Source organism: Burkholderia sp. 22088, from assembly GCF_052045915.1.
In the GTDB taxonomy this organism is placed as follows: Bacteria; Pseudomonadota; Gammaproteobacteria; order Burkholderiales; family Burkholderiaceae; genus Burkholderia; species Burkholderia cepacia.
Genome location: NZ_JBQEPY010000001.1, coordinates 339,718 through 360,630 on the forward strand (window position 1 = coordinate 339,718; position 20,913 = coordinate 360,630).

The window sequence follows — 20,913 nt, forward strand, 5'->3', positions numbered from 1 at the left end:
AAATGCATCTGAAGGGCACCATGGCAGCGACACTGTTCGTTGCTTCGACGGTGGGCGCGGCTCACGCACAGACGGTATCGGCGGGGGGGTATTCGCTGACCGTGATCGGTGACCTGGGTGGTCCGCGCGACATGCGGTACAACGGGAATGCCGTCAGCGCGGACGGCAAGACGATCATCGGTTCCTACTGGAGCGAAGCGCGGCCCGGTAACTCGATGGCCTTCTCGTGGTCGGCTGCGACGGGCTGGCAGCGGCTGGCGGCGCCGGCGAACGCCTATGACTCGATGGCACAGACGGTGTCGGGCGACGGGCAGGTGATCGGCGGCTCGATCAGTGCGCGCCAGGCGGAAAGCAGCAACCTCGATCGATGGGCGGTGCGATGGCCTGGCGACGGTCGCACACAAAAACTCGTTCCGGATACGGCGGGCTGGGGCGCATCGGTCGAAGTCGCGAACCTCGGCGGCACGAGGATGGCGGGCCGCTTTTCGACGATAGGCGTCTCGAATGCACGGTTCATGTGGGACCAGCCGAGGGGTTTCCGCCAGCTGCCACCCGGCGGCGACTATGTCGTGCAGCTCCTGTCGATGACCTCGTCCGGGAATGCAGCAGCGGGGTTCGCCGGCAATGTCGACGGCGTGTATGGCTCGCGTGCGCTCCTTTGGACAGAACGAATCGGTGAACGACTATTGCCGACGATCAACGCGGGCGTGGCGAGAATGGATCAGGCCCGTGGTGTGACCGAAGACGAACGGACGATCGCCGGCGCGCTTGGCACCCTGGTGGTCACGCCGGATGGACAACGGGTCGACTCGGAGGCCGTGCTGTGGACGAACGGCGGCGACAGCATCCAGCGGCTCGGTTTTCTCGACGGTGACGACAGCAGCTACGCGCAAGCGATCAGCACGGACGGGCGGGTTGTCATCGGCACATCGAGCAACCGGCAGACCGGTGCCGAGCGCGTCTTCGTGTGGACGCCGCAAAGCGGCATGCGCAGCCTCGTTGCGTTGCTCGAAGCGGCCGGCCTGTCGGTCGGCACGCTGAACCTGACCAACGTGATCGGTGTGAGCCCCGACGGGCAGACCATCACGGGGCAGGGCTATCGCGACGGCGATCCCGACTATCGGCCGCAGTTCTGGCAAGTGCACATCGATGCGGCGACCCTGCGCGCGTTGCAGCCGGCGAGCCCGGGCGCCGACGCATTGCGGGTGCGGGCTTCGCCGCTCAAGGCGGCGTCACGCATGCTGGCGGCGAAGCCGAACGCAGCGATGCAGCGAAGCGCGTGCCGCATGCCCGTCAGCCCGGCGCAGCTCGCGCGATGCCTGCCGCGGTTGCCGGCCACGCGCTAACGAGCGTGGTCGCACGCAGGTGAAGCGATGAAACAAGGCGCCGGTTTTCCGGCGCCTTGTTTCGTTTACCGCACCCAGCGACACATCCTGTGATGGTGATGGTCGAAGTGACACACGCGGTGCGGATGCGCTTCGGCGATGGCCGGCACGAGCACGGCGGCGGCGAGCGCCGTGACGGCGAGCGATTTCAGTAGCGTTTTCATGTTGCAGTCCTGATCGTTGAAAAGTGAATCACGGGAAGAGGGAACGCCTTACCACTGCGGCCGCTGATCGTCGCGTCGGTCGTCCCGATGGTCATCGCGTCGGTCGTCCCGGCGGTCGTCATATCCGCGGGGATGCTGCGCTTCCCAGTCGCGGCGCTCCCAGTAGCGATTGCCGTCCCAGTAACGATCGCCATGCCAGCCGATCGTGACCTGAGCCGGGCCGGCAGGATAGGCGACGCACCCGGTCAGCATCACGCTCGACAGCGCGCCAGCCATGACAGCGGACAACACGATGGATTTCATGGTTTTCTCCCTTGGAAACGGCACCCCGATCGTACGAGCCCCCAAAATTTCACGTAGTAAGAAGTTGCTACCGCACATGACACGTGCAGGCGTTTTGTCAGACGCGTGAAAGATCGTGTCGGTGGGGCGCAGGCCGGACGTGCCGTTCGGATTAGCCGATGACCACGTACCGAACCAGCCACCGTGCGTCCCCTCCACCCGGGCAACGATTCCGTCAATTGTTCAGACAAATCCTGTCGACTGAAAGGGGCATTCAGTAATCAGATTGAGAATGATTTGCGTTTACGTTAAATTGCGCTATCTCGGAATTTGACGGAGCAGATCGATGGCGATGGCGGAAGTGCTCGACCGACCGGCGGCGGCAGCGGCGAACCCGTTCCTCGGCAGTCATCCCGACCGGCCGCTGCGTGCGGGCCGCACCGCGGAGCCCCGTGCGCAAGGCGCGTTGCTCGACGTGCTGATCTCGCATCGCGCGATGCTCGTGAACGTCGCGCGCGGCTTCGTCGGCTGTGCGAGCCGTGCCGAGGACGTCGTGCACGACGTGTTCGTGAAGCTCGTCGAATTCCCGAACCAGGATGCGGTGCGCCAGCCGGTCGCGTACGTGACGCGGATGGTGCGCAATGCGTCGATCGACGCGTGCCGCCGGCAAAACCTCGAGAACGTCTATCACACGGAAGAGGACGACGGCTTCGACGTGCCGTCGCCCGAGCCGACGCCGGAAGCCGCACTGCTGACGCGCGATACGCTGCGGCGCGTGTGGGCCGCGCTCGACGACCTGCCGGCGCGCAGCCGCGCGGCCTTCGAGATGGTGCGGCTGCGCGAGGAGACGCTGCAGACCGCGGCGCGCGCGCTGAACGTGTCGCAGACGCTCGTGCATTTCATGGTGCGCGACGCGGAGCGCCACTGCGCGGAATGCCTCGACGCATGCCATCGCGGTGTCGCGTGCCCGGTGTTCCTGGGCGGCCGCACGCGGCGCCGGTAAGCGCGGGTAAAAAAACGCGCCGGCCAATCGTCTATCAGACAGGAGCGGCCGAAACCGCCGCTTTGCCATCCGCTTTGCCACTTTCAACCGCCTCAGCGATTTCCGATCATGACGCAAGCCACGACGCCTTCCGCCGACACCGACGATCTCGTCTATACGGTCGTCATCAATGACGAAGAACAGTATTCGATCTGGCCGACGTTCCGGCCCGTGCCGGCCGGCTGGCGCGAAGTGGGCGTGAGCGGCCCGAAAGCCGACTGTCTCGCGCACATCGAGACCGTCTGGACCGACATGCGCCCCGCGAGCCTGCGCCGCGCGATGGACGGCGAGCGCGCATCGCGCGCGTCGTGACCCGCCGCGCCGCGTGGGCGGCGCGCCACCTGAAGAGGACGTTGCATGACCCTGCTTTCGTTGCCGACGCTCGACGACCTGCGTATCGAGCCGGGGCTGCCCACCGTCGTGTCGCCGCGCGGCAGCGACGGGATGTCGATCGACGACGTCGCGCCGCTGGCGCGCGAGATCGCGGCCGACACGCTCGAACGGGCGGGCGGTGTGCTGTTCACGGGTTTTCACGTGCCGTCGATCGACGCGTTCCAGCAGTTCGCGGCGTCGTTCGGCGATCCGCTGATCGGCTATGAATACGCATCGACACCGCGCAGCCAGGTCGAGGGCGCCGTCTACACGTCGACCGAGTACCCGCCGCACCGCGCGATTCCGCTGCACAACGAGCAGTCGTATACGCGCGAATGGCCGCTGCGGATCTGGTTCCACTGCGCACTCGCCGCGCCGAAGGGCGGGGCGACGCCGATCGCGGACAGCCGTGCCGTCTACCGCGCGCTCGATCCGGCGCTCGTCGCGCGTTTCGAGAAGCGCGAGCTGCTGTACGTGCGCAATTTCGGGCAGGGGCTCGACCTGCCGTGGCAGCAGTCGTTCGGCACCGACGAACCGGCCGAGGTCGAACGGATGTGCGCGGCGCGCGGCATCGAATGCGCGTGGCGCACCGATGATGACGGCGAGCTGCTGCTGCGCACGCGTGAACGCTGCCAGGCCGTCGCGCGCCATCCGCGCACCGGCGACCGCGTGTGGTTCAACCAGGCGAACCTGTTTCACCTGTCGGCGCTCGACGACGACATGCAGGAAGCGCTTGTCGACGCGGTCGGGCTCGAGAACGTGCCGCGCAATGTGTATTACGGCGACGGCGAACCGCTCGAAGCCGACGCGCTCGCGGAGATCCGCGGCGTGCTCGACCAGCAGCGCATCGTGTTCCCGTGGCGCACGGGTGACGTGCTGATGCTCGACAACATGCTGACCGCGCATGCGCGCGACCCGTTCGAGGGGTCGCGCAAGGTCGTCGTCGCGATGGCGCAGAGTTATACGGTCCCGCGCGACCGAACGGAGGATTGATGACGCGTAGTACCGCCGCGCTTGCCGCGCGCGGGCTGTCGGTGGGATATCGCGACCATGTCGTGATCGACGGGCTGGACCTGTCGATCGCGGCCGGCCGCGTAACCGCGCTGTGCGGACCGAACGGCTGCGGCAAGAGCACGCTGCTGCGCACGCTCGCGGGCCTGCAGCCCGCGCGTGCCGGCCATGTCGAAGTGAACGGGCAGCCGCTCGCGTCGTTTCGCCGTCGCGCGCTCGCGCGCGAACTGACGATGCTCGCGCAGTTCAACCAGATCCCGTCGGGCCTGACGGTGCGCGAACTCGTCGCGTACGGGCGCTATGCGTACGGCGGCTTCCTGCGCGGCCTGTCGCGGGCCGACCATGCGGCGATCGACGAGGCGCTCGACACGAGCGGCCTCGCCGGCGATGCGGAGCGCGACGTCGGTGCACTGTCGGGCGGCGAGCGCCAGCGCGCGTGGATCGCGATGGCGCTCGCCCAGCAGGCGCCGATCGTGCTGCTGGACGAACCGACGACCTATCTCGACATCCATCACCAGCTCGACATCCTCGATGCGCTGCGCACGCTGAACCGCACGCGCGGGCTGACGATCGTCTGGGTCCTGCACGACCTGAACCAGGCGGCCGCATACAGCGACGAAATCGTGCTGATGCGCGCGGGTCGCCTCGTCGCGCAGGGCACGCCCGACGCGATGCTCGATCCGGCGCGGCTGCGCGCGGCGTTCGGCGTCGAAATGCTGAAGCTCGCGCATCCGCAGACGGGCGCACCGATGTGCGTGCCGGCCTACGGGCCGACAACCGACGGCGCGCCGCAGGCGGCCGGTGTCTTCGACCGGGATCTCGCCGTATGACCACGTTCGCGATGCGCAAGCGCCTCGCGGCGGCGGGGAGGGGCACGACATCGGGCCGGGCCGGTGCGATCGCGATCGGCCTCGTCGCGCTGATCGCGGCGCTGGCGGCGCTGCGCGTCGCCCCCGATCTGCGCGTGTGGTGGAGCGCGGTGCCCGGCAGCGATGCCGCTGCGCTTGCGCACGTGTTCCTGTTCGACCTCAACCTGCCGCGCGTCGCGGCCGCGCTCGTCGCGGGCGGGTGCCTCGGCATCGCGGGCGCGCTGTTCCAGTCGCTCACGCGCAATCCGCTCGCGTCGCCTGATTTGCTCGGCGTGACGGGCGGCGCCCAGCTCGGCCTGCTCGCGGCGATGCTCGTGCCGGCTCTGGCCGGCGTCGCATCGGTGCCGCTGCTGTTCGTGTGCGGGCTGGCCGCGGCCGCCTGCGCGATCGTCGCGGCCGGCGGCTGGCGCGCGACGCCGTTGCGTCTCGTGCTCGCGGGCAGCGTGTGCATGCTGCTGTTCGCCGCGCTGTCGACGCTCGTGCTCGCCTTCTTCGAGCAGAACATCGCGGGCGCCGCGCTGTGGACCAACGGCAGCCTGTACCAGCCGGGCGCGACGGGCCTCGCGCTCGCCGCGCGCTGGCTCGTCGTGCCGCTGATCGCATTGCCGTTCGTGATCCGGCCGCTGAATCCGCTCACGCTCGGCGACGACGCGGCGGCCGCGGCCGGCGTGCGCGTCGACGCGACGCGGCTCGCCGCGACGATCGTCGCGGTCGCGTTCACGAGCGTGGCCGTCAGTATCGCGGGCCCGCTGTCGTATGTCGGCCTCGTCGCCCCGAACCTGCTGCGCCAGGTGCGCGGCGCGCGCGCCGCGCGGCTCGGCGTGCTCGTGCCGCTGTCGGCGCTCGCGGGCGGTGCGCTCGTGCTCGTCACCGACAGCGCGGTGCTCGCGTCGGGGCTCGACGCCACGCTGTCGACCGGCGTCGCGATCGCGCTGGTCGGCACGCCGCTGATGCTGGCGATGATCCGGCGCGGCGCCGCGTGGTCGGGCGTGCTGCATGCGGATGCCGAACGCGCGGCGGGCGGCGGCTCGACGCGGCTCGTCGGCTGGCTCGAACGGCTCGGCTGGCCGCTGCGCACGGCGCTGTTCGTCGTGGCGGGCGTGCTGGCCGTGTTCGTCGGCGTGTCGGCCGGCCCCGAGTGGCTGTCGATCGCGCGCTGGTCCGCTGCGCTGTCCGGCCACGATGCGCTCGCGCGGATGCTGGTCGACCTGCGCATGCCGCGGCTGCTGTGCGCGCTCCTCGCGGGCGCGCTGCTCGCGGTGAGCGGGGTCGCGATGCAAAGCGTCGTGCGCAATCCGCTCGCGGGCCCCGAAGTGCTCGGCGTCACGCAGGGTGCGGGGCTCGTCACGCTGTTCGCGTTGTCGACGTGGCCGCTGATGGGCCACGTGACGCTCGCAGCGGCCGCGCTGATCGGCGGCGGGCTGTCGCTCGCGATCACGCTCGCGCTGAATCACCGGCATCGCTATGCGCCGCTCGCGGTGGCGCTGACGGGGATCGTGATCGGCGCGTTGTGGACCACGCTCGCGCAATGGCTGATCACGCAGGAAAGCGTGCAGCCCGCGCGCTTCGTCGTGTGGCTCGTCGGCGGGACTTACGGCCGCAGCTGGGGCGAGGTGTCGATGCTGCTGCCGTGGTGCGTGCTCGCGGTGCCCGTGTTCGCGTGGCTCGCGAAACCGCTCGACATGCTCGCGCTCGGCGACGACCAGGCGGCCGCGCTCGGCCTGCCGGTGGCCGTGCTGCGGCCGCTCGCGCTGACGATCGCGACGCTCGCCGCCTGTGCGGCCGTCGCGGCGGTCGGGCCGGTCGGCTTCATCGGGTTGATGGCGCCGCACGTCGCGACGATGCTCGGCGCGCGCCGGCACCGTACGCGGCTGTGGCTCGCGGCCGCGTGCGGCGCGCTGATCCTCGGTGTGGCGGATCTCGCGGCGCGCACGGTCGTCGCGCCGCGCGAAGTGCCGGCCGGCGTGCTGACCGCGCTGATCGGCGCGCCGTACCTGCTCGGGCTCCTGATCCTCGAGGGGCGCCGCGCCCGGCGCGCGGGGCGATGACGCTGCCGCTCGACGGCGCGCGCGCCACGCGTTTCTCGGCGTTCGCGCCCGAACCGTTCGCCGATCATCTCGACGTCGTCTGGCTCGGTTTGCCCGACGATGCGCACGCGCCGGGCCGTCTCGTCGTGCCGGTCAGCGCGTTGCCCGCGTACCGCGACATCGTGCTCGACGCGATGGTCCGCCACTACGGCGGCGATCCGGCGCAGCACGCGCGCGCGCTGATGTCGCAATGGAGCAAATACTATTTCGGCCGCGCGGCGCCGGCCGGCGTCGTCGCCGCGCTGACGCTCGGCCGGCCGCTCGACATGACACCCGAGCGCACGTTCGTCGCGCTCGACGACGGGATGCCCGCCGCGCTGTACTTCACGCACGATGCGCTCGGCGAACCCTGCGACGACCCGGCGCCACGCTACGCGGGGCTCGTCGCGCATCTCGGCGCGGTGATCGACCTGCTCGCGGCGATGGGGCGCGTCACGCCGCGCGTGCTGTGGAGCAACGCGGGCAACCTGCTCGACTATCTGCTCGATACGTATCGTGCGCTGCCATGCGCGGCCGATCCGGTGCGCGACGCGGGCTGGCTGTTCGGTGCGACGTGCTTTGCGTGCGAACCGAATCCGTTGCGCATGCCCGTGCGCGATGCGGTGCCGCGTTCGGCGCTGCTGCCCACGCCGTTCCGCGCGCGACGCGTGTGCTGCCTGCGCTATGAAATTCCTGGAGAAACGCAACTGTGTGGAAGCTGCCCCCTGCTACTGACGATGGACGACGCGGCGCTGGCCGAGCAGGACGCGATCCGGTGACGAATGCCGGCCGCCGGCACGCACTTGGCGCAATCGGCGCACTCGCAGCGCTCGGCGCCGCGTGTTGCGGCGCGCTGTCGGCCTCGTCCGGCGCCGTTGCCGCGGCCCTCGATGCACATCGCGCGCAGGGTGCGCCGGGTGCGGTATCGCTGGCCGGCAATCCCGTCGTGTCGCAGGCGAGCGCGACGATGCCGGTGCGGCCGCAGCGCGTGGTCGCGCTCGACTTCATGTTCGCGGAAAGCGTGATCGCGCTCGACATCGTGCCGGTCGGGATGGCCGATACGGCGTTCTATCCGGGCTGGCTCGGTTATCAAAGCGACCGGCTCGCCAACGTGACCGACATCGGTTCGCGCCAGGAGCCGGGCCTCGAGGCGATTGCGGCGGTCAAGCCCGACCTGATCATCGGCGTCGGCTTCCGTCATGCGCCGATTTTCGATGCGCTCGACCGGATCGCGCCGACGATCCTGTTCCAGTTCAGCCCGAACGTGTCGGACGGCGGCGTGCCGGTGACGCAGCTCGACTGGATGCGGCAGATCTTCCGGACGATCGGTGCGGTCACGGGGCGCGACGCGCGCGCGCAGGCGGTCGATGCGCAGCTCGATGCGGGCATCGCGCGCAATGCGGCGCGGCTCGCGGCCGCGGGCAGGAAAGGCGAGCGCATCGCGCTGCTGCAGGATCTCGGCTTGCCCGACCGCTACTGGGCCTATACGGGCAACAGCACGTCGGCGGGCCTCGCGCGGGCGCTCGGGCTCGATCCGTGGCCGAAGAAACCGACGCGGGAAGGCACGCTGTACGTGACGTCGGCCGATCTGCTCAGGCAGCGCGAGCTGGCCGTGCTGTTCGTGACCGCATCGGGCATGGACGTGCCGCTGTCCGCGAAACTCGATTCGCCGGTGTGGCGTTTCGTCCCCGCGATGAAGGAACGCCGGATCGCGCTGATCGAACGCAATATCTGGGGGTTCGGCGGGCCGATGTCGGCGCTGAAACTGGCCGACGTGATGACCGACACGATGCTGAAGCTGCCGGCCGTGCGTTGAGTGTGCGGCGGGCGATGCCGCCCGGGCGGGCAGGGTGTTGCGCTAGACCCGACTCGCGCTGAACGGCCGGGGCGTTGCGACGATCGCGCCGCGCGCCACCCACATTTCCTTCCGAAACGAATTTCGCCGGTGCGCTGCCATTGCAGCCCACCGGCGATTTTTTATCGACTGCCGGATTACGCGCTCAGCGCGTCGACGCCATCCTGTGCGCGTGACCGCGCGGGCATCGTGTCGCTGACGATACGTCCGTTGTCGAGCTTCAGCAAGCGGTCGGCGAGATCGAAGTAGCGGTCGTCGTGCGTGATCACGATCACGGCCTTGCCGCGCGCGCGCAGCTCGGGCAGCAGTTGTTCGTAGAACACGGCCTTGAACGACGGATCCTGGTCGGCCGCCCATTCGTCGAACAGGTAGAACGGCCGGTCCTCCAGGTACGCGACGACGAGCGCGAGCCGCTTGCGCTGCCCGGTCGACAGCGCGCGGGTCGAGAACGCGCCGTCGACCACCTTCACCTTGTGATCGAGCGCGAGCTTCGCGACGAGCGCGTTCGCGCGCGCATCGGCCTGCGCGCGGGACGGATCGTCGGGATCGACGATGCCGAGCAGCGCGTCGAACAGGTGGAAATCGTTGAACACCGCGCTGAAGCGCTGCCGATAGGCGGCGCGCTCGCGCCAGCCGATCGGGCGGCCGTCGACCTCGATCGTGCCTTCCTCCGGTTCGTAAAGCCCCGTCAGCACCTTCGCGAGCGTCGTCTTGCCGCTGCCGTTGCCGCCGACGATGAACACGAGCTCGCCCGGCCCGATCGTCAGGTCGATCGGCCCGATGCTGAACATCCGTTCGTCGCGTTCGTGGAAGTACGCATGCGTGACGCCGCGCAGCGTGACGGCGCCGGCCGGCGGCACGTCGGGTGCGTCGGCCGCGGGCGGCACCGTGCGCAGCGCGCCGAATTCGGCCATCACGCCTTCGATCCGCGTGAGCGACACGCGTGCCGCGTTGACGGTCGGCAGGTTGTTCAGCAGCCCGTCGAGCGGCACGAGCATGAACAGGAACACGACGACGTAGCCGGCGGCCGCGGCCGGATCGGCATGCACGCCGAGCTGCGGCCAGAACGACGCGACGCCGAGGAACGCATAGAACAGGAAGATGATCCAGCCGACGCCGACCGCGTACGCGCTGAACGCGCGGCGGCGGTGGTCGCGCACTTCGCCGATCGCGGCGCCGAGCTGGCCGTCGACGAACTGGCGTGCGCGTTCATCGTGCAGCTTCAGCTCCTTCGCGCCGGAAAACAGCGAGCCGAGATAGCCGAACAGGCGGTCCTGCGCCTGGCCGGCCGCTTCGAGCGACGCGATCGCGCGGCGGTCGCCGGTGTGATAGCCGAGCGAGCCGGCGACGATCGCGGCCAGCGCCAGCAGGCACACCGGCCACGACAGCCACGCGAGATAACCGAGGCAGCCGAACACGATCGAGCCGTGCATGACGAGGTTCGGCAGCGCGAAGAACAGCATCGACACGTTGGTTGCGTCGTCGGTCAGTACCGATTGCACGGGCGCCGCGCCGATCCGCTCGATGTCGCGCAGCTCGGCCGCGCCGACGCGCCGCGCGAGATGCACGCGCAGCCGCGCCATCGTGTCCTGCGACAGGCGCGCGAACAGCGTGCCCGACACGATCCGGGTGACGAGCGCGATCACCGCGCACAGCGCGAAGCGCCATGCGAGCGACGCGTCGGCCGCGCCCGGCTGCGACAGCGCGCGGTTCAGCGTCGCGACGAGCAGCACGCTCGCGACGCCGTTCAACACGCACGCGGTGAGCGCCAGCGCGAGCGACGCGCGGCTTTCGCGCAGCAGCGCGAGGATCAGCCGCGCCGCGGGGCGGGCGGGGGAGGCGTCGAGGGACGGCGGGGAAGAAGGCTCGTGGGCAGCGGTCATCGGCAACGTCGGTAAAGGGAAGGCAGGCGAAAACGCCAGAACGGCAAAACTGGCGCGAAAGCGGCGGGCGAGGCGGGGCCCCGTTGCGGCTTTCCTCCCTGATAGACGAACGGGCCGCGCAAATATTTAGCCGCGCGTTCAAAAAAAGCGTCCGCCCGCACTTTGCGCACAAAACGGTAAAAAATCGGCCGCGCCGTTCGTCACACCAGTGAAGCCGCCCCAAGCGGCCCCGAGACTTGGCCGAAGCGGCCGGACCGAAGGACTTCACGCACATGACGAGTTTCCCGACTGCGCTGCATCACCGAATCCGCGAACTGGCGCGCATCGCGCCCGACGCGCCTGCAATCGCGGCACCTTTCCAGAACGGCTTGCGCCTGTCGCGCGGCGCGCTCGACGCGCGGGCGTCGCGGCTGGCCCGGCAACTGCGCGCGGCCGGTGTCGGCGCGGAAGTGCGGGTGGGCGTGTGCGTCGAGCGTTCGTGCGAACTGTTCGTCGCGCTGCTGGCCGTGCTGAAGGCGGGCGGCGTGTTCGTGCCGCTCGACCCGCGCCATCCGGCCGCGCGCCTCGACTGGATCGTCCGGGATGCCCAGTTGCGGCACGGCATCGTCGACGCGGCCGGCCGCGCGGCGCTCGGCGCGCCGTTCGAGCACGCGTTCGACGCGGCAGCCGATGCGGCGGACGGCCGGGAGGTCGCCGAGGACGACGAAGCGGCGCCCGTCCACCCGCGTGCGGCCGCCTACATGATCTACACGTCGGGTTCGACCGGCACGCCGAAGGCGGTCGTCGTCGAGCACGGGCCGCTCGCCGCGCACTGCGACGCGCTCGCGGCCGCGCTGCCGATCGAGGCCGGCGACCGCCTGCTGCATTTCGCGTCGGTCAATTTCGATGCCGCGCACGAGTGCTGGCTCGCGCCGCTCGCGACCGGCGCGAGCATCGTCGTCGCACCGCCGCAGCCGTTCGCGCCGGATGCCGCGCATGCGCTGATGGTGAGCGAAGCGGTCAACGTGGCGGCGTTCCCGCCTGCGTACCTGCGCGAATTCGCCGCGGTGGCCGCGCGCGACGGCGTGCCGCCGGCGCTACGCGTGCTCGCGTTCGGCGGCGAAGCGCTGCCGCAGCAGGCATTCGAATTCGTGCGCCGCACCTTCCCGTCGGTGCGCCTGATCAACGGTTACGGGCCGACCGAGGCCGTGATTTCGCCGATGCTGTGGCCGGTCGAACCGGGCGAGACGCCCGCGCTGGCCGCCGACGATGCGTATGCGTCGTTGCCGATCGGTCGCGTGATCGGCCCGCGCGTCGCGCGCGTTGACGGCGGCGAGGGTGGCGAGGGCGACGGTGTGGGCGAATTGCTGCTGGGCGGCGTCTGCGTCGCGCGCGGCTATCACGGCCGCCCGGCGCTGACGGCCGAACGTTTCATTCCGGATGCCGACGGCGAACCCGGTGCGCGCGTGTACCGTACCGGCGACCTCGCACGGCTGCGCGACGACGGCGCATTCGACTATCTCGGCCGCCTCGACGACCAGGTCCAGGTACGCGGCGTGCGCGTGGAGCCGGCCGAAATCGCCGCGTGCCTGCGCTCGCATCCGGCCGTGGCCGACGCTGCCGTGGTCGCCGAAACCGGCAACGGGCCGACGCGCCTGATCGCGTGCGTCGCACTGCGCGCGGCGGCCGACGATGCGGCGCTCAAGGCGCACGTGGCCGAGCAACTGCCGGCGGCATGGCAGCCGCACCGGTTCGTGCGTTGCGATGCGCTGCCGTATACGTTGAACGGCAAGATCGACCGTGCCGCGCTGCGCGAGAAGATTGCCGCCGCGCGCGACACGACGCAGGGTGGCGGCGACGCACCGCGCACGCCGACCGAACAGCAGCTCGCCGGCCTCTGGCAGACGCTGCTCGGCCTCGATGCCGCACCGTCGCGCGACGATCGCTTTTTCGCGCTGGGCGCCGATTCGCTCGCCGCGATGCAGTTGCAGGCCGCGATCCGTGCCGCGGTACGCGTGAACCTGCGGCTCGATACGCTGTTCGCCGATCCGGCGCTCGCGGAACTGGCCGAAGCGGTCGATCGTGCGGAACGCGAAACCGGCGAACCGCTGGCCACGATCGCCGCGCGCCGTTTGACGACGGATGCGGCCGATGCCGCCGCGGCATGCGCGCCGTACGTTAATCGCGCCGCCTCGCTCGCGCAGCAACGTTTCTGGGTGCTCGCGCAAACGCGTGACGCGAGCGCCGCATATCACATCGCCGCGCACTGGACGATCGACGGCACGCTCGATCGCGACGCGCTGCAACGCGCGCTCGATCACGTGATCGGCCGGCACGAGGCATGGCGCACGACGCTCGTCGACAACGACGACGGCGTGGTGATGCAGCGGATTCATGCGCATCTGCCGGTGTCGATCGCCGACGTCGACCTGCGCGACCAGCCGCCCGCCGCCCGCGACGCCCAAGCCGCGCGCCTTGCCGAGCGCGAGGCGGCCGAACCGTTCGACCTCGCGCGCGGCCCGCTGCTGCGCGCGACGCTGGTCGCGCTCGCGGGCGACCGTCACCGCCTGCTGCTGACCGCCCATCACGCCATCACCGACGGCTGGAGCTCGCGCTGCGCGTTCGACGAATTGTCGGCCGCCTATCGCGCGTATGCCGAAGGCCGCGCGCCGTCGCTGCCCGATCTGCCGATCCAGTACGCCGACTATGCGGACTGGCAACGCGACATGCTGGCCGGCGGCGAGGGTGAACGTCAGCTCGATTACTGGCGCGGCGCATTGCGCGACGTGCCGGGCCCGCTCGCGCTGCCGGTCGACCGCCAGCCGGGCGCGGCGCGCACGCTGCAAGGCGCGCGCGTGTCGGTGCGGCTGCCCGACGCGGTCGCGGCCGACGTGCGGCAACTCGCGCGCGACGCGCAGGCGACCGTCTTCACGGTGCTGCTGGCCGCGCTCGACGCATGGCTGTCGCGCCTGACCGGCGCAACGGATGTCGTGGTCGCGGTACCGGTCGCGCATCGTCAGCGCCCCGAAACGCGTGCGCTGCTGGGCCTGTTCCTGAATACGGTCGCGCTGCGCGTGCGGGTGGCGCCGACGCTGCCGTTCCGCGCGCTCGTCGACGCGGCGCGCACGGCGGCGCTCGACGCGGTCGCCCACCAGGACGTGCCGTTCGAGCGTGTCGTCGATGCGGTGAAGCCGCCGGTCAAGCGCGGCGACGAATGGCTGCGCGTGAAATTCGCGCAGCAGTTCGACGCGCGGCACGACAGCGTGCTGCCGGGCGCGACGGCCGTTGCGACGCCGGGCCCCGATCTCGCCGCACGCTTCGACTACGCGGTGGATTTCACCGACGATGCGAACGGCATCGAACTGGTCGCGGCCTATGCGACCGACTGCATCGATGCGGACACCGCGCGCGCGTGGCTCCACAGCTACGCGGCGCTCGTCGGTGCCGCCGCGCGCGATCCGCACCAGACGACGGCCGTCCTGCCGTGCGACGCGTCGGCCGCTGCGCGCCAGCCGCGCGACGGCCGTGCGCTGCGCATCGAACATGCCGACATCGTCGCCGCGTTCGCGCGGCAGGCGGCCGCGTATCCGCATCGCGTCGCGCTTGCCGACGCGTCGGCGTCGCTGACGTTCGGCGAACTCGACGACGCATCGAACCGCCTCGCACGCGCGCTGTCCGGGCGAGGCGTGGGCGCCGAAGCGCCGGTGATCGTCTGCATCGAACGCTCCGCGCGCTTCGTCGTCGGCCTGCTCGGCGCGCTGAAGGCCGGCGCGCTCGCCGTGCTGCTCGATCCCGCGCAGCCGGCCGCCCGGCTGGCCGCGGCGGCAGCCGACTGCGGCGCGCGCTGGGCGCTCGTCGCGGATGCCGCGGCGTGGCCGGCCGGCATCGACGCGCAGCCGCTCGACGTCGACACGCTCGCGCAGGACGCAACGCTCGCGGCCGGCGTGCGCGTCGCGCCGCACCCGGAACAGGGCGCTTACCTGATCTATACGTCGGGCTCGACCGGCACGCCGAAGGGCGTCGTCGTGTCGCACGGCGCGCTGGCCGACTACGTGCAGGGGATGCTCGACGAACTCGCGTTCGCACCGGACGCATCGTTCGCGATGGTATCGACCGTCGCGGCTGACCTCGGTCACACGACACTGTTCGGCGCGCTGTGCGCGGGCCGCACGCTGCACCTGCTGCCGGCCGCGTGCGCGTTCGATCCGGACCTGTTCGCCGACGAGATGCGCCGCCGCGACGTCGGCGTGCTGAAGATCGTGCCGAGCCACCTGCAGGCGCTGCTCGACGCGCGCGTGCCGGCCGACGTGCTGCCGCGCTACGCGCTCGTGACCGGCGGCGAAACGCTGACGTGGGCGCTCGTCGCGCGCCTGGCCGCGCTTGCGCCGGCCTGTCGCGTGATCAACCACTACGGGCCGACGGAAGCGACGGTCGGTGCGATCGCGTGCGATACGGCGTCGATCGCCGCCGATGCGCGCGATCCCGCGAGCGGCGTGCCGCTCGGCCTGCCGCTGCCGAATGCGCGCGCGCTGGTGCTCGACGCGTTCGGCGCGTGCGTGCCGGCCGGCGCGACGGGCGAGCTGTATCTGGGCGGGCCGGGCGTCGCGCGCGGCTACCTGGGGCGCCCGGCGCAGACCGCCGAGCGCTTCGTGCCCGATCCGTTTACGCCCGGCGCGCGGCTGTATCGCACGGGCGACCGTGTCCGGTTGCGCGCCGACGGCCGTCTCGCGTTCCTCGGCCGCATCGACGACCAGGTGAAGATTCGGGGTTACCGTGTCGAACCGGGCGAGGTGAGTGCGGCCGTGCGTGCGGCCGGGCCGGTCGCGCAGGCCGAAACGCTCGCGATCGAACACGATGGCCGCCTGCGGCTCGCGACGTTCGTCGTGATGCGCGACGGCGCGACCTTCGACGAGGCCGCCGTGCGCGCGGCGCTTGCCGCGAAGCTGCCCGACTACATGGTGCCCGCGCAGTTCGTCGCGCTCGCACGCTTTCCCGTGACCGCGAACGGCAAGATCGATCGTGCCGCGTTGCGTGAACAGGCGGCCGCGCCGGTCGCGACGGCGTCCGGGAATGCGCCGCAGGGCGCGGTCGAAACGGTGCTCGCCGAAGTCTGGCAGGCCGTGCTGAAGGCGCCGCAGGTCGGCCGCGACGACAACTTCTTCGAACTCGGCGGCGATTCGATCCTCGTGCTGCAGGTGATCGCCCGTGCGCGCAAGCGCGGCGTGCGCTTCACGCCGAAGCAGCTGTTCGACGGCCCGACGGTCGCCGAACTCGCACGCATCGCGAAGACCGAGGACGTGGCTGCCGCCTCCGCCTCCGCCGCGCAGCCTGCGGCCGGATCTGCTGCCGGCGCACCGGTGACGGCGCAAGTCCTGACGCCCGCGCAGCAGCGCTTCTTCGCGCTCGACATCCCGCGCCCGGGCCACTGGAACCAGTCGGTCGCATTCGACGTGCGCGGGCCGTTCGACGCCGATGCGTTCGCGCGCGCCTTCGACGCATTGCTGACGCATCACGACGCATTCCGCCAGCGTTTCGCACGCGGCGCGGACGGCACGTGGCACGCCAGCGATGCCGCGAAACCGTACGACGCGCTGCCGTTCGTCGAAGTCGCCGCCCGCGACGAAGCCGACGCGCTCGCGCGCTTCGACGCGTTGCAGCGCCGCCTCGACCTCGGTCGCGGGCCGCTGGCCTGCGCATGCGCGGCTCGCTTGCCGGACGGCTCGACGCAGCTCTATCTGGCGATTCACCATGCGATCGTCGACGGCGTGTCGTGGCGCATCCTGCTCGACGACCTGGACTCGGCCTACCGCGCGGCATGCGAACGCACGCCCATCCGGCTGTCGCAGCCGGGCCTGCGCGCGGATGCCTGGGCGTCGCGGCTGGCCCGTGCGGCGACGGAACCGGCTTCGCCGTTCGCGGCCGAGGCGACGTACTGGGCCGGCATGGCGCAGGGTGACGACGTCGTGCCCGACCATCCCGACACGACGGCGACGAACGCCGATGCAGCCGTCGTCGTGCAGACGATCGACGCGGCATTGACCCGCGCGGCGCTGACCGATGCGCATGCCGCCTATCGCACGCAGACGATCGAATTGCTCGGTGCCGCGCTCGCAATGGCACTGGCCGGCGCGAGCGGCGCCGCCTCGTGCCGTATCGAACTGGAAGGGCATGGCCGCGAGGCGCTGTTCGACGATGCCGATGCGAGCCGCACGATCGGCTGGCTGACGAGCCATTACCCGGTGACGCTGCCGGTCGCGGCCACCGCGCGCGACACGCTGTGCGCGGTCAAGGACACGTTGCGCGCCGTGCCGCACAAGGGGCTCGGCTTCGGCGTGCTCGCGCACTACGGCGATGCGGCGACGCGCGCGGTGCTCGCCGCCGTGCCGCGTCCGCGCGTCACGTTCAACTATCTCGGCCAGTTCGACGCACCGCGCGACGCCACGCTCGTGCCGCGCTTCGGCGGCACCGGCGTCGAGCGCGATCCGCAAGGTCCGCTCGGCAATGCGCTCGCGATCCACGCGTACCTCGATACGGATCGCGACGGCGCACGCACGCTGAAAGTGCACTGGGTCTACGGTGCGCCGCAATTCGAGCGCACGACGATCGACGCATGCGCCGAACGCTTCGCGGCGGCGCTGCGCGAGCTCGTCGACGCGTGTGCGTCACGCGTCGCGCATCGCGGCGCCGGCGCGACGCCGGGCGATTTCCCGCTCGCGCAGGCCGCCGGTCTCACGCAGGCCGCGATCGAACGCACGCCGCTCGACTGGCGCACGATCGACGATGTCTATCCGCTGTCGCCGATGCAGCAGGGCATCCTGTTCCATGCGCTGTTCGCACCCGGTCACGCCAGCTACGTGAACCAGCTCGTCGCGACCGCGGCCGCGCTCGATGCCGACCGGCTCGTCGCCGCGTTCGAGGCGTCCGTCGCGCGCCACGACATCCTGCGCACGAGCGTGATGCCGGACGAAGCCGCGCCGCTGCAGTGCGTGCATCGCCACGCCCGGATGCCGGTCGAACAGCTCGACTGGCGCACGCGCGGCGACACGCTCGACGCCGATTTCGACGCATGGCTCGCGGCCGATCGCGCACGCGGCTTCGACTGGCGCGAGCCGCCGTTGATGCGCGTCACGCTGATCCGCGTGACTGACGACGCATGGCGCATTGTGTGGACGCGTCACCACGTGCTGCTCGACGGCTGGAGCACCGCGCGCCTGCTGGCGGACGTGCTGCGCGACTATCGCGACCCGGACGCCGTATCGCCGTTCGCGAGCCGCCCGGCACTCCGGTATCGCGACTTCATCGCCTGGCTCGGCACACGCGACCGCGACGCCGACGAACGCTTCTGGACCGAACGCCTCGCACGGCTCGACGCCCCGACGCTGATCGCGGACCGCACGGCCGACCGTGCGGATGCCGACATGGTCACGTGGCGCGCGACGCTCGATGCCGACGCGATGACGCGTGTCGCGCAGACGGCGCGGGCGCTGAAGCTGACGGTCAACACGCTGGTGCAGGGCGCGTGGGCGCTCGCGCTGCAACGGATGACGCACCAGACGGCCGTCGCGTTCGGCGCGACCGTCGCGGGCCGTCCCGACGCACTCGCGGACGTCGATTCGGTGCTCGGCCTCTTCATCAACACGGTGCCGGTGATCACCGCGCCGGCGCCGCAGCAACGCGCGGCCGACTGGCTGCAGGCCCTGCAACGCGACAACGCGGCGGCCGCCGAGCACGCGCACACGCCGCTTGCCGACATCCAGCGCTGGGCGCGCGGCGCGGGCGGCGCACTGTTCGACACGCTGGTCGTGTTCGAGAACTATCCGGTCGACGACACGGCGCGCGACGCCGATCCGCGCGCGCTGGTTTTGAGCGGCGTGCGCAGCATCGAAGCCACCGATTTCGCGCTGACGCTCGTGATCGAGAGCGGCGCCGAGCTGACGATCGACTACGGCTACGACACCGCGCGCGTCGATGCGCGGCAGGTCGAAACCTGGCACCGCGCGTTCGCCTGCGCACTCGATGCGCTGGCCCGCACGCCGGATGCGCTGCTCGGCACGCTGTCGATCGCCGACGACGCCACCCGCGACGCACTGGCTCGGGCGCAGGACACCGCGCGCACATGGCCGGCTTCGCAACGGCAGCCGCTGCACCTGCAATTCGCCGATGCGGCGCGGGCGACGCCCGACGCGATCGCGCTCGAATACGCGGACGTTCACGGCGGCGTGCATCGCGCGACCTATCGCGAGCTCGACGTCGGTACGTCGCGCATCGCGGCCGCGCTGCGCCGGCGCGGCGTGCGGCCCGATACGCCGGTCGCGCTGTGCGTCGAGCGTTCGTTCGACATGGTGATGACGCTGGTCGGCGTGCTGAAGGCCGGCGCGGCCTACCTGCCGGTCGATCCCGACTATCCGGCCGAACGCATCGCGTATCTGCTGCGCGACGCGCGGCCGGCCGTCGCGATCACCCAGGCCCATCTGCGCGAGCAGGTCGAGGCGGCGCTGGGCGACGGTGCAACGACGCAGTTGCTGACGGTCGCGGACCTGCTGGCCGATGAAACCGTCGACGAAACGGTCGACGAAACGGTCGACGACAACGCCGGCGTGACCGCCGAGGTCGACGACGCACAGCTTGCCTACCTGATCTACACGTCCGGCTCGACCGGCAAGCCGAAGGGCGCCGGCAACACGCACGGCGCGCTCGCGAACCGGATCGCGTGGATGCAGCACGCGTACCGGCTGACGCGCGACGACGTCGTGCTGCACAAGACGCCGTTCGGCTTCGACGTGTCGGTGTGGGAATTCGTGTGGCCGCTGGCGATCGGCGCGAAGCTCGCGATCGCCGCGCCTGGCGACCATCGCGATCCGGCGCGTCTCGCGGCCGCGATCCATGCGCACGGCGTGACGGTGCTGCACTTCGTGCCGTCGATGCTCGCCGCGTTCGCCGCGCATCTCGACGATTTCGCGGCCGCCGCGCAATGCGACAGCGTGCGCCTGATCGTCGCGAGCGGCGAAGCGCTCGCGCCCGAACTCGTCGAGAAAATGGCGCGGCTGCTGCCGCACGCGACGCTCGTCAACCTGTACGGGCCGACCGAGGCCGCGATCGACGTGTCGCACTGGACGTGCGGCCCCGACGACGCGCAGGCGGTCGCGGTGCCGATCGGCCATCCGATCGCGAACCTGCAACTGCATGTGCTCGATGCCGCATGGCAGCCGGTGCCGGCCGGCGCGACCGGCGAACTGTATCTCGCGGGCGCGGGCCTCGCGCGCGGCTATCTCGGCCGTCCGGCGCTGACCGCCGAGCGCTTCGTGCCCGATCCGTTCGTACCGGGCGCGCGCATGTACCGCACGGGCGACCTCGCGCGACGGCGGGCGGACGGTGCGCTCGACTACCTCGGCCGCGTCGATACGCAGGTCAAGCTGCGCGGCCAGCGGATCGAGCCGGGCGAGATCGAGGCGCTGCTGCGCGCGGCGCCCGGCGTCAACGATGCGGTCGTGATCGTGCGCGACGAGCAACTGGTCGGTTATGTCGCACGCGGCGATACGGCCCCGCTCGACCGGGCGGCGCTGCTCGACTCGCTGCGCGCGCAACTGCCGGCCTACATGGTGCCGTCGCAGCTGGTCGAACTCGACGCGTTGCCCGTCACGCCGAACGGCAAGTGCGACCGCCATGCGCTGCCCGCGCCGGTACGCGAGACGGCAGCCGAAACGGCGCTCGCGACCGACACGGAGCGCGCGCTCGCCGGGATCTGGCAACGCGTGCTGCACGTGGACGCGATCGGCCGCGACGACGACTTCTTCCTGCTCGGCGGCCATTCGCTGCTCGCGACGCAGGCCCATGCGCAGGCGAACCTGCACTGGGGGCTCGCGTTGCCGCTGCGCACGCTGTTCGACACGCGCACGCTGGCGCGTTGCGCGGAGGCGATCGACGCGGCCTGCGCGGCACGCGGCGCGACCGATGCGGCGAGCGCGATCGACGCGCTGCTCGGCGAACTGGAAACCCAATAAGGAC

At 71.1% G+C, this 20,913-nt stretch carries 12 protein-coding genes; 9 read left to right on the forward strand and 3 right to left on the reverse strand.

What is annotated here, in order from left to right; translation table 11 throughout:
• Positions 1-20: 20 nt before the first annotated feature.
• Entirely contained in the window at positions 21-1,346 is a 1,326-nt protein-coding gene (locus ACTJLD_RS01730) for a calcium-binding protein (protein WP_440657799.1), read from the forward strand.
• 65 nt (positions 1,347-1,411) lie between these two features.
• Here the strand turns inward: ACTJLD_RS01730 and ACTJLD_RS01735 are convergent, their stop codons facing one another.
• Both ACTJLD_RS01735 and ACTJLD_RS01740 read right to left on the reverse strand, forming a co-directional pair.
• Complete coding sequence (locus tag ACTJLD_RS01735) at positions 1,412-1,549, reverse strand: HHHH-motif protein (protein ID WP_162923151.1); 138 nt, start codon at positions 1,547-1,549, stop codon at positions 1,412-1,414.
• Positions 1,550-1,597: 48 nt separating this feature from the next.
• The gene (locus tag ACTJLD_RS01740) at positions 1,598-1,852 is read right to left on the reverse strand and encodes a hypothetical protein (RefSeq protein ID WP_059700185.1); all 255 of its coding nucleotides are present in this window, start codon (positions 1,850-1,852) and stop codon (positions 1,598-1,600) included.
• 325 nt (positions 1,853-2,177) lie between these two features.
• Between ACTJLD_RS01740 and ACTJLD_RS01745 the strand changes: the two genes are divergently transcribed.
• From ACTJLD_RS01745 to ACTJLD_RS01775, 7 genes are all read left to right on the forward strand, one after another.
• Positions 2,178-2,834 carry an RNA polymerase factor sigma-70 gene (locus ACTJLD_RS01745; protein WP_060172172.1) on the forward strand — a complete coding sequence of 219 codons (657 nt, stop codon included), beginning with the start codon at positions 2,178-2,180 and terminating at the stop codon, positions 2,832-2,834.
• A 108-nt stretch (positions 2,835-2,942) separates the two neighbouring features.
• The gene (locus tag ACTJLD_RS01750) at positions 2,943-3,185 is read left to right on the forward strand and encodes an MbtH family protein (protein WP_021163602.1); all 243 of its coding nucleotides are present in this window, start codon (positions 2,943-2,945) and stop codon (positions 3,183-3,185) included.
• Positions 3,186-3,230: 45 nt separating this feature from the next.
• Entirely contained in the window at positions 3,231-4,238 is a 1,008-nt protein-coding gene (locus ACTJLD_RS01755; protein WP_136470525.1) for a TauD/TfdA family dioxygenase, read from the forward strand.
• Complete coding sequence (locus ACTJLD_RS01760) at positions 4,238-5,086, forward strand: ABC transporter ATP-binding protein (protein ID WP_027787448.1); 849 nt, start codon at positions 4,238-4,240, stop codon at positions 5,084-5,086. The genes ACTJLD_RS01755 and ACTJLD_RS01760 overlap by 1 nt, the downstream gene beginning before the upstream one ends.
• Positions 5,083-7,173 (forward strand): Fe(3+)-hydroxamate ABC transporter permease FhuB, encoded by a 2,091-nt coding sequence (gene fhuB, locus ACTJLD_RS01765; protein WP_440657800.1) that lies wholly within the window; start codon positions 5,083-5,085, stop codon positions 7,171-7,173. Before ACTJLD_RS01760 ends, fhuB begins: the two co-directional genes overlap by 4 nt.
• Positions 7,170-7,970, forward strand: a complete 801-nt coding sequence (gene fhuF, locus ACTJLD_RS01770) for a siderophore-iron reductase FhuF (protein ID WP_440657802.1) — start codon at positions 7,170-7,172, stop codon at positions 7,968-7,970. Before fhuB ends, fhuF begins: the two co-directional genes overlap by 4 nt.
• Positions 7,967-9,007: an ABC transporter substrate-binding protein gene (locus tag ACTJLD_RS01775; protein ID WP_060084847.1), complete on the forward strand. Its 1,041-nt coding sequence runs from the start codon at positions 7,967-7,969 to the stop codon at positions 9,005-9,007. Before fhuF ends, ACTJLD_RS01775 begins: the two co-directional genes overlap by 4 nt.
• Before the next feature lie 176 nt (positions 9,008-9,183).
• On the opposite strand, the gene ACTJLD_RS01780 is transcribed toward ACTJLD_RS01775, so the two are convergent.
• Positions 9,184-10,929, reverse strand: a complete 1,746-nt coding sequence (locus ACTJLD_RS01780; RefSeq protein ID WP_440657805.1) for a cyclic peptide export ABC transporter — start codon at positions 10,927-10,929, stop codon at positions 9,184-9,186.
• A 272-nt stretch (positions 10,930-11,201) separates the two neighbouring features.
• Here ACTJLD_RS01780 and ACTJLD_RS01785 point away from each other — a divergent pair, with 272 nt between their 5' ends.
• Positions 11,202-20,909: an amino acid adenylation domain-containing protein gene (locus tag ACTJLD_RS01785; protein ID WP_440657807.1), complete on the forward strand. Its 9,708-nt coding sequence runs from the start codon at positions 11,202-11,204 to the stop codon at positions 20,907-20,909.
• The last annotated feature ends 4 nt before the right edge of the window (positions 20,910-20,913 follow it).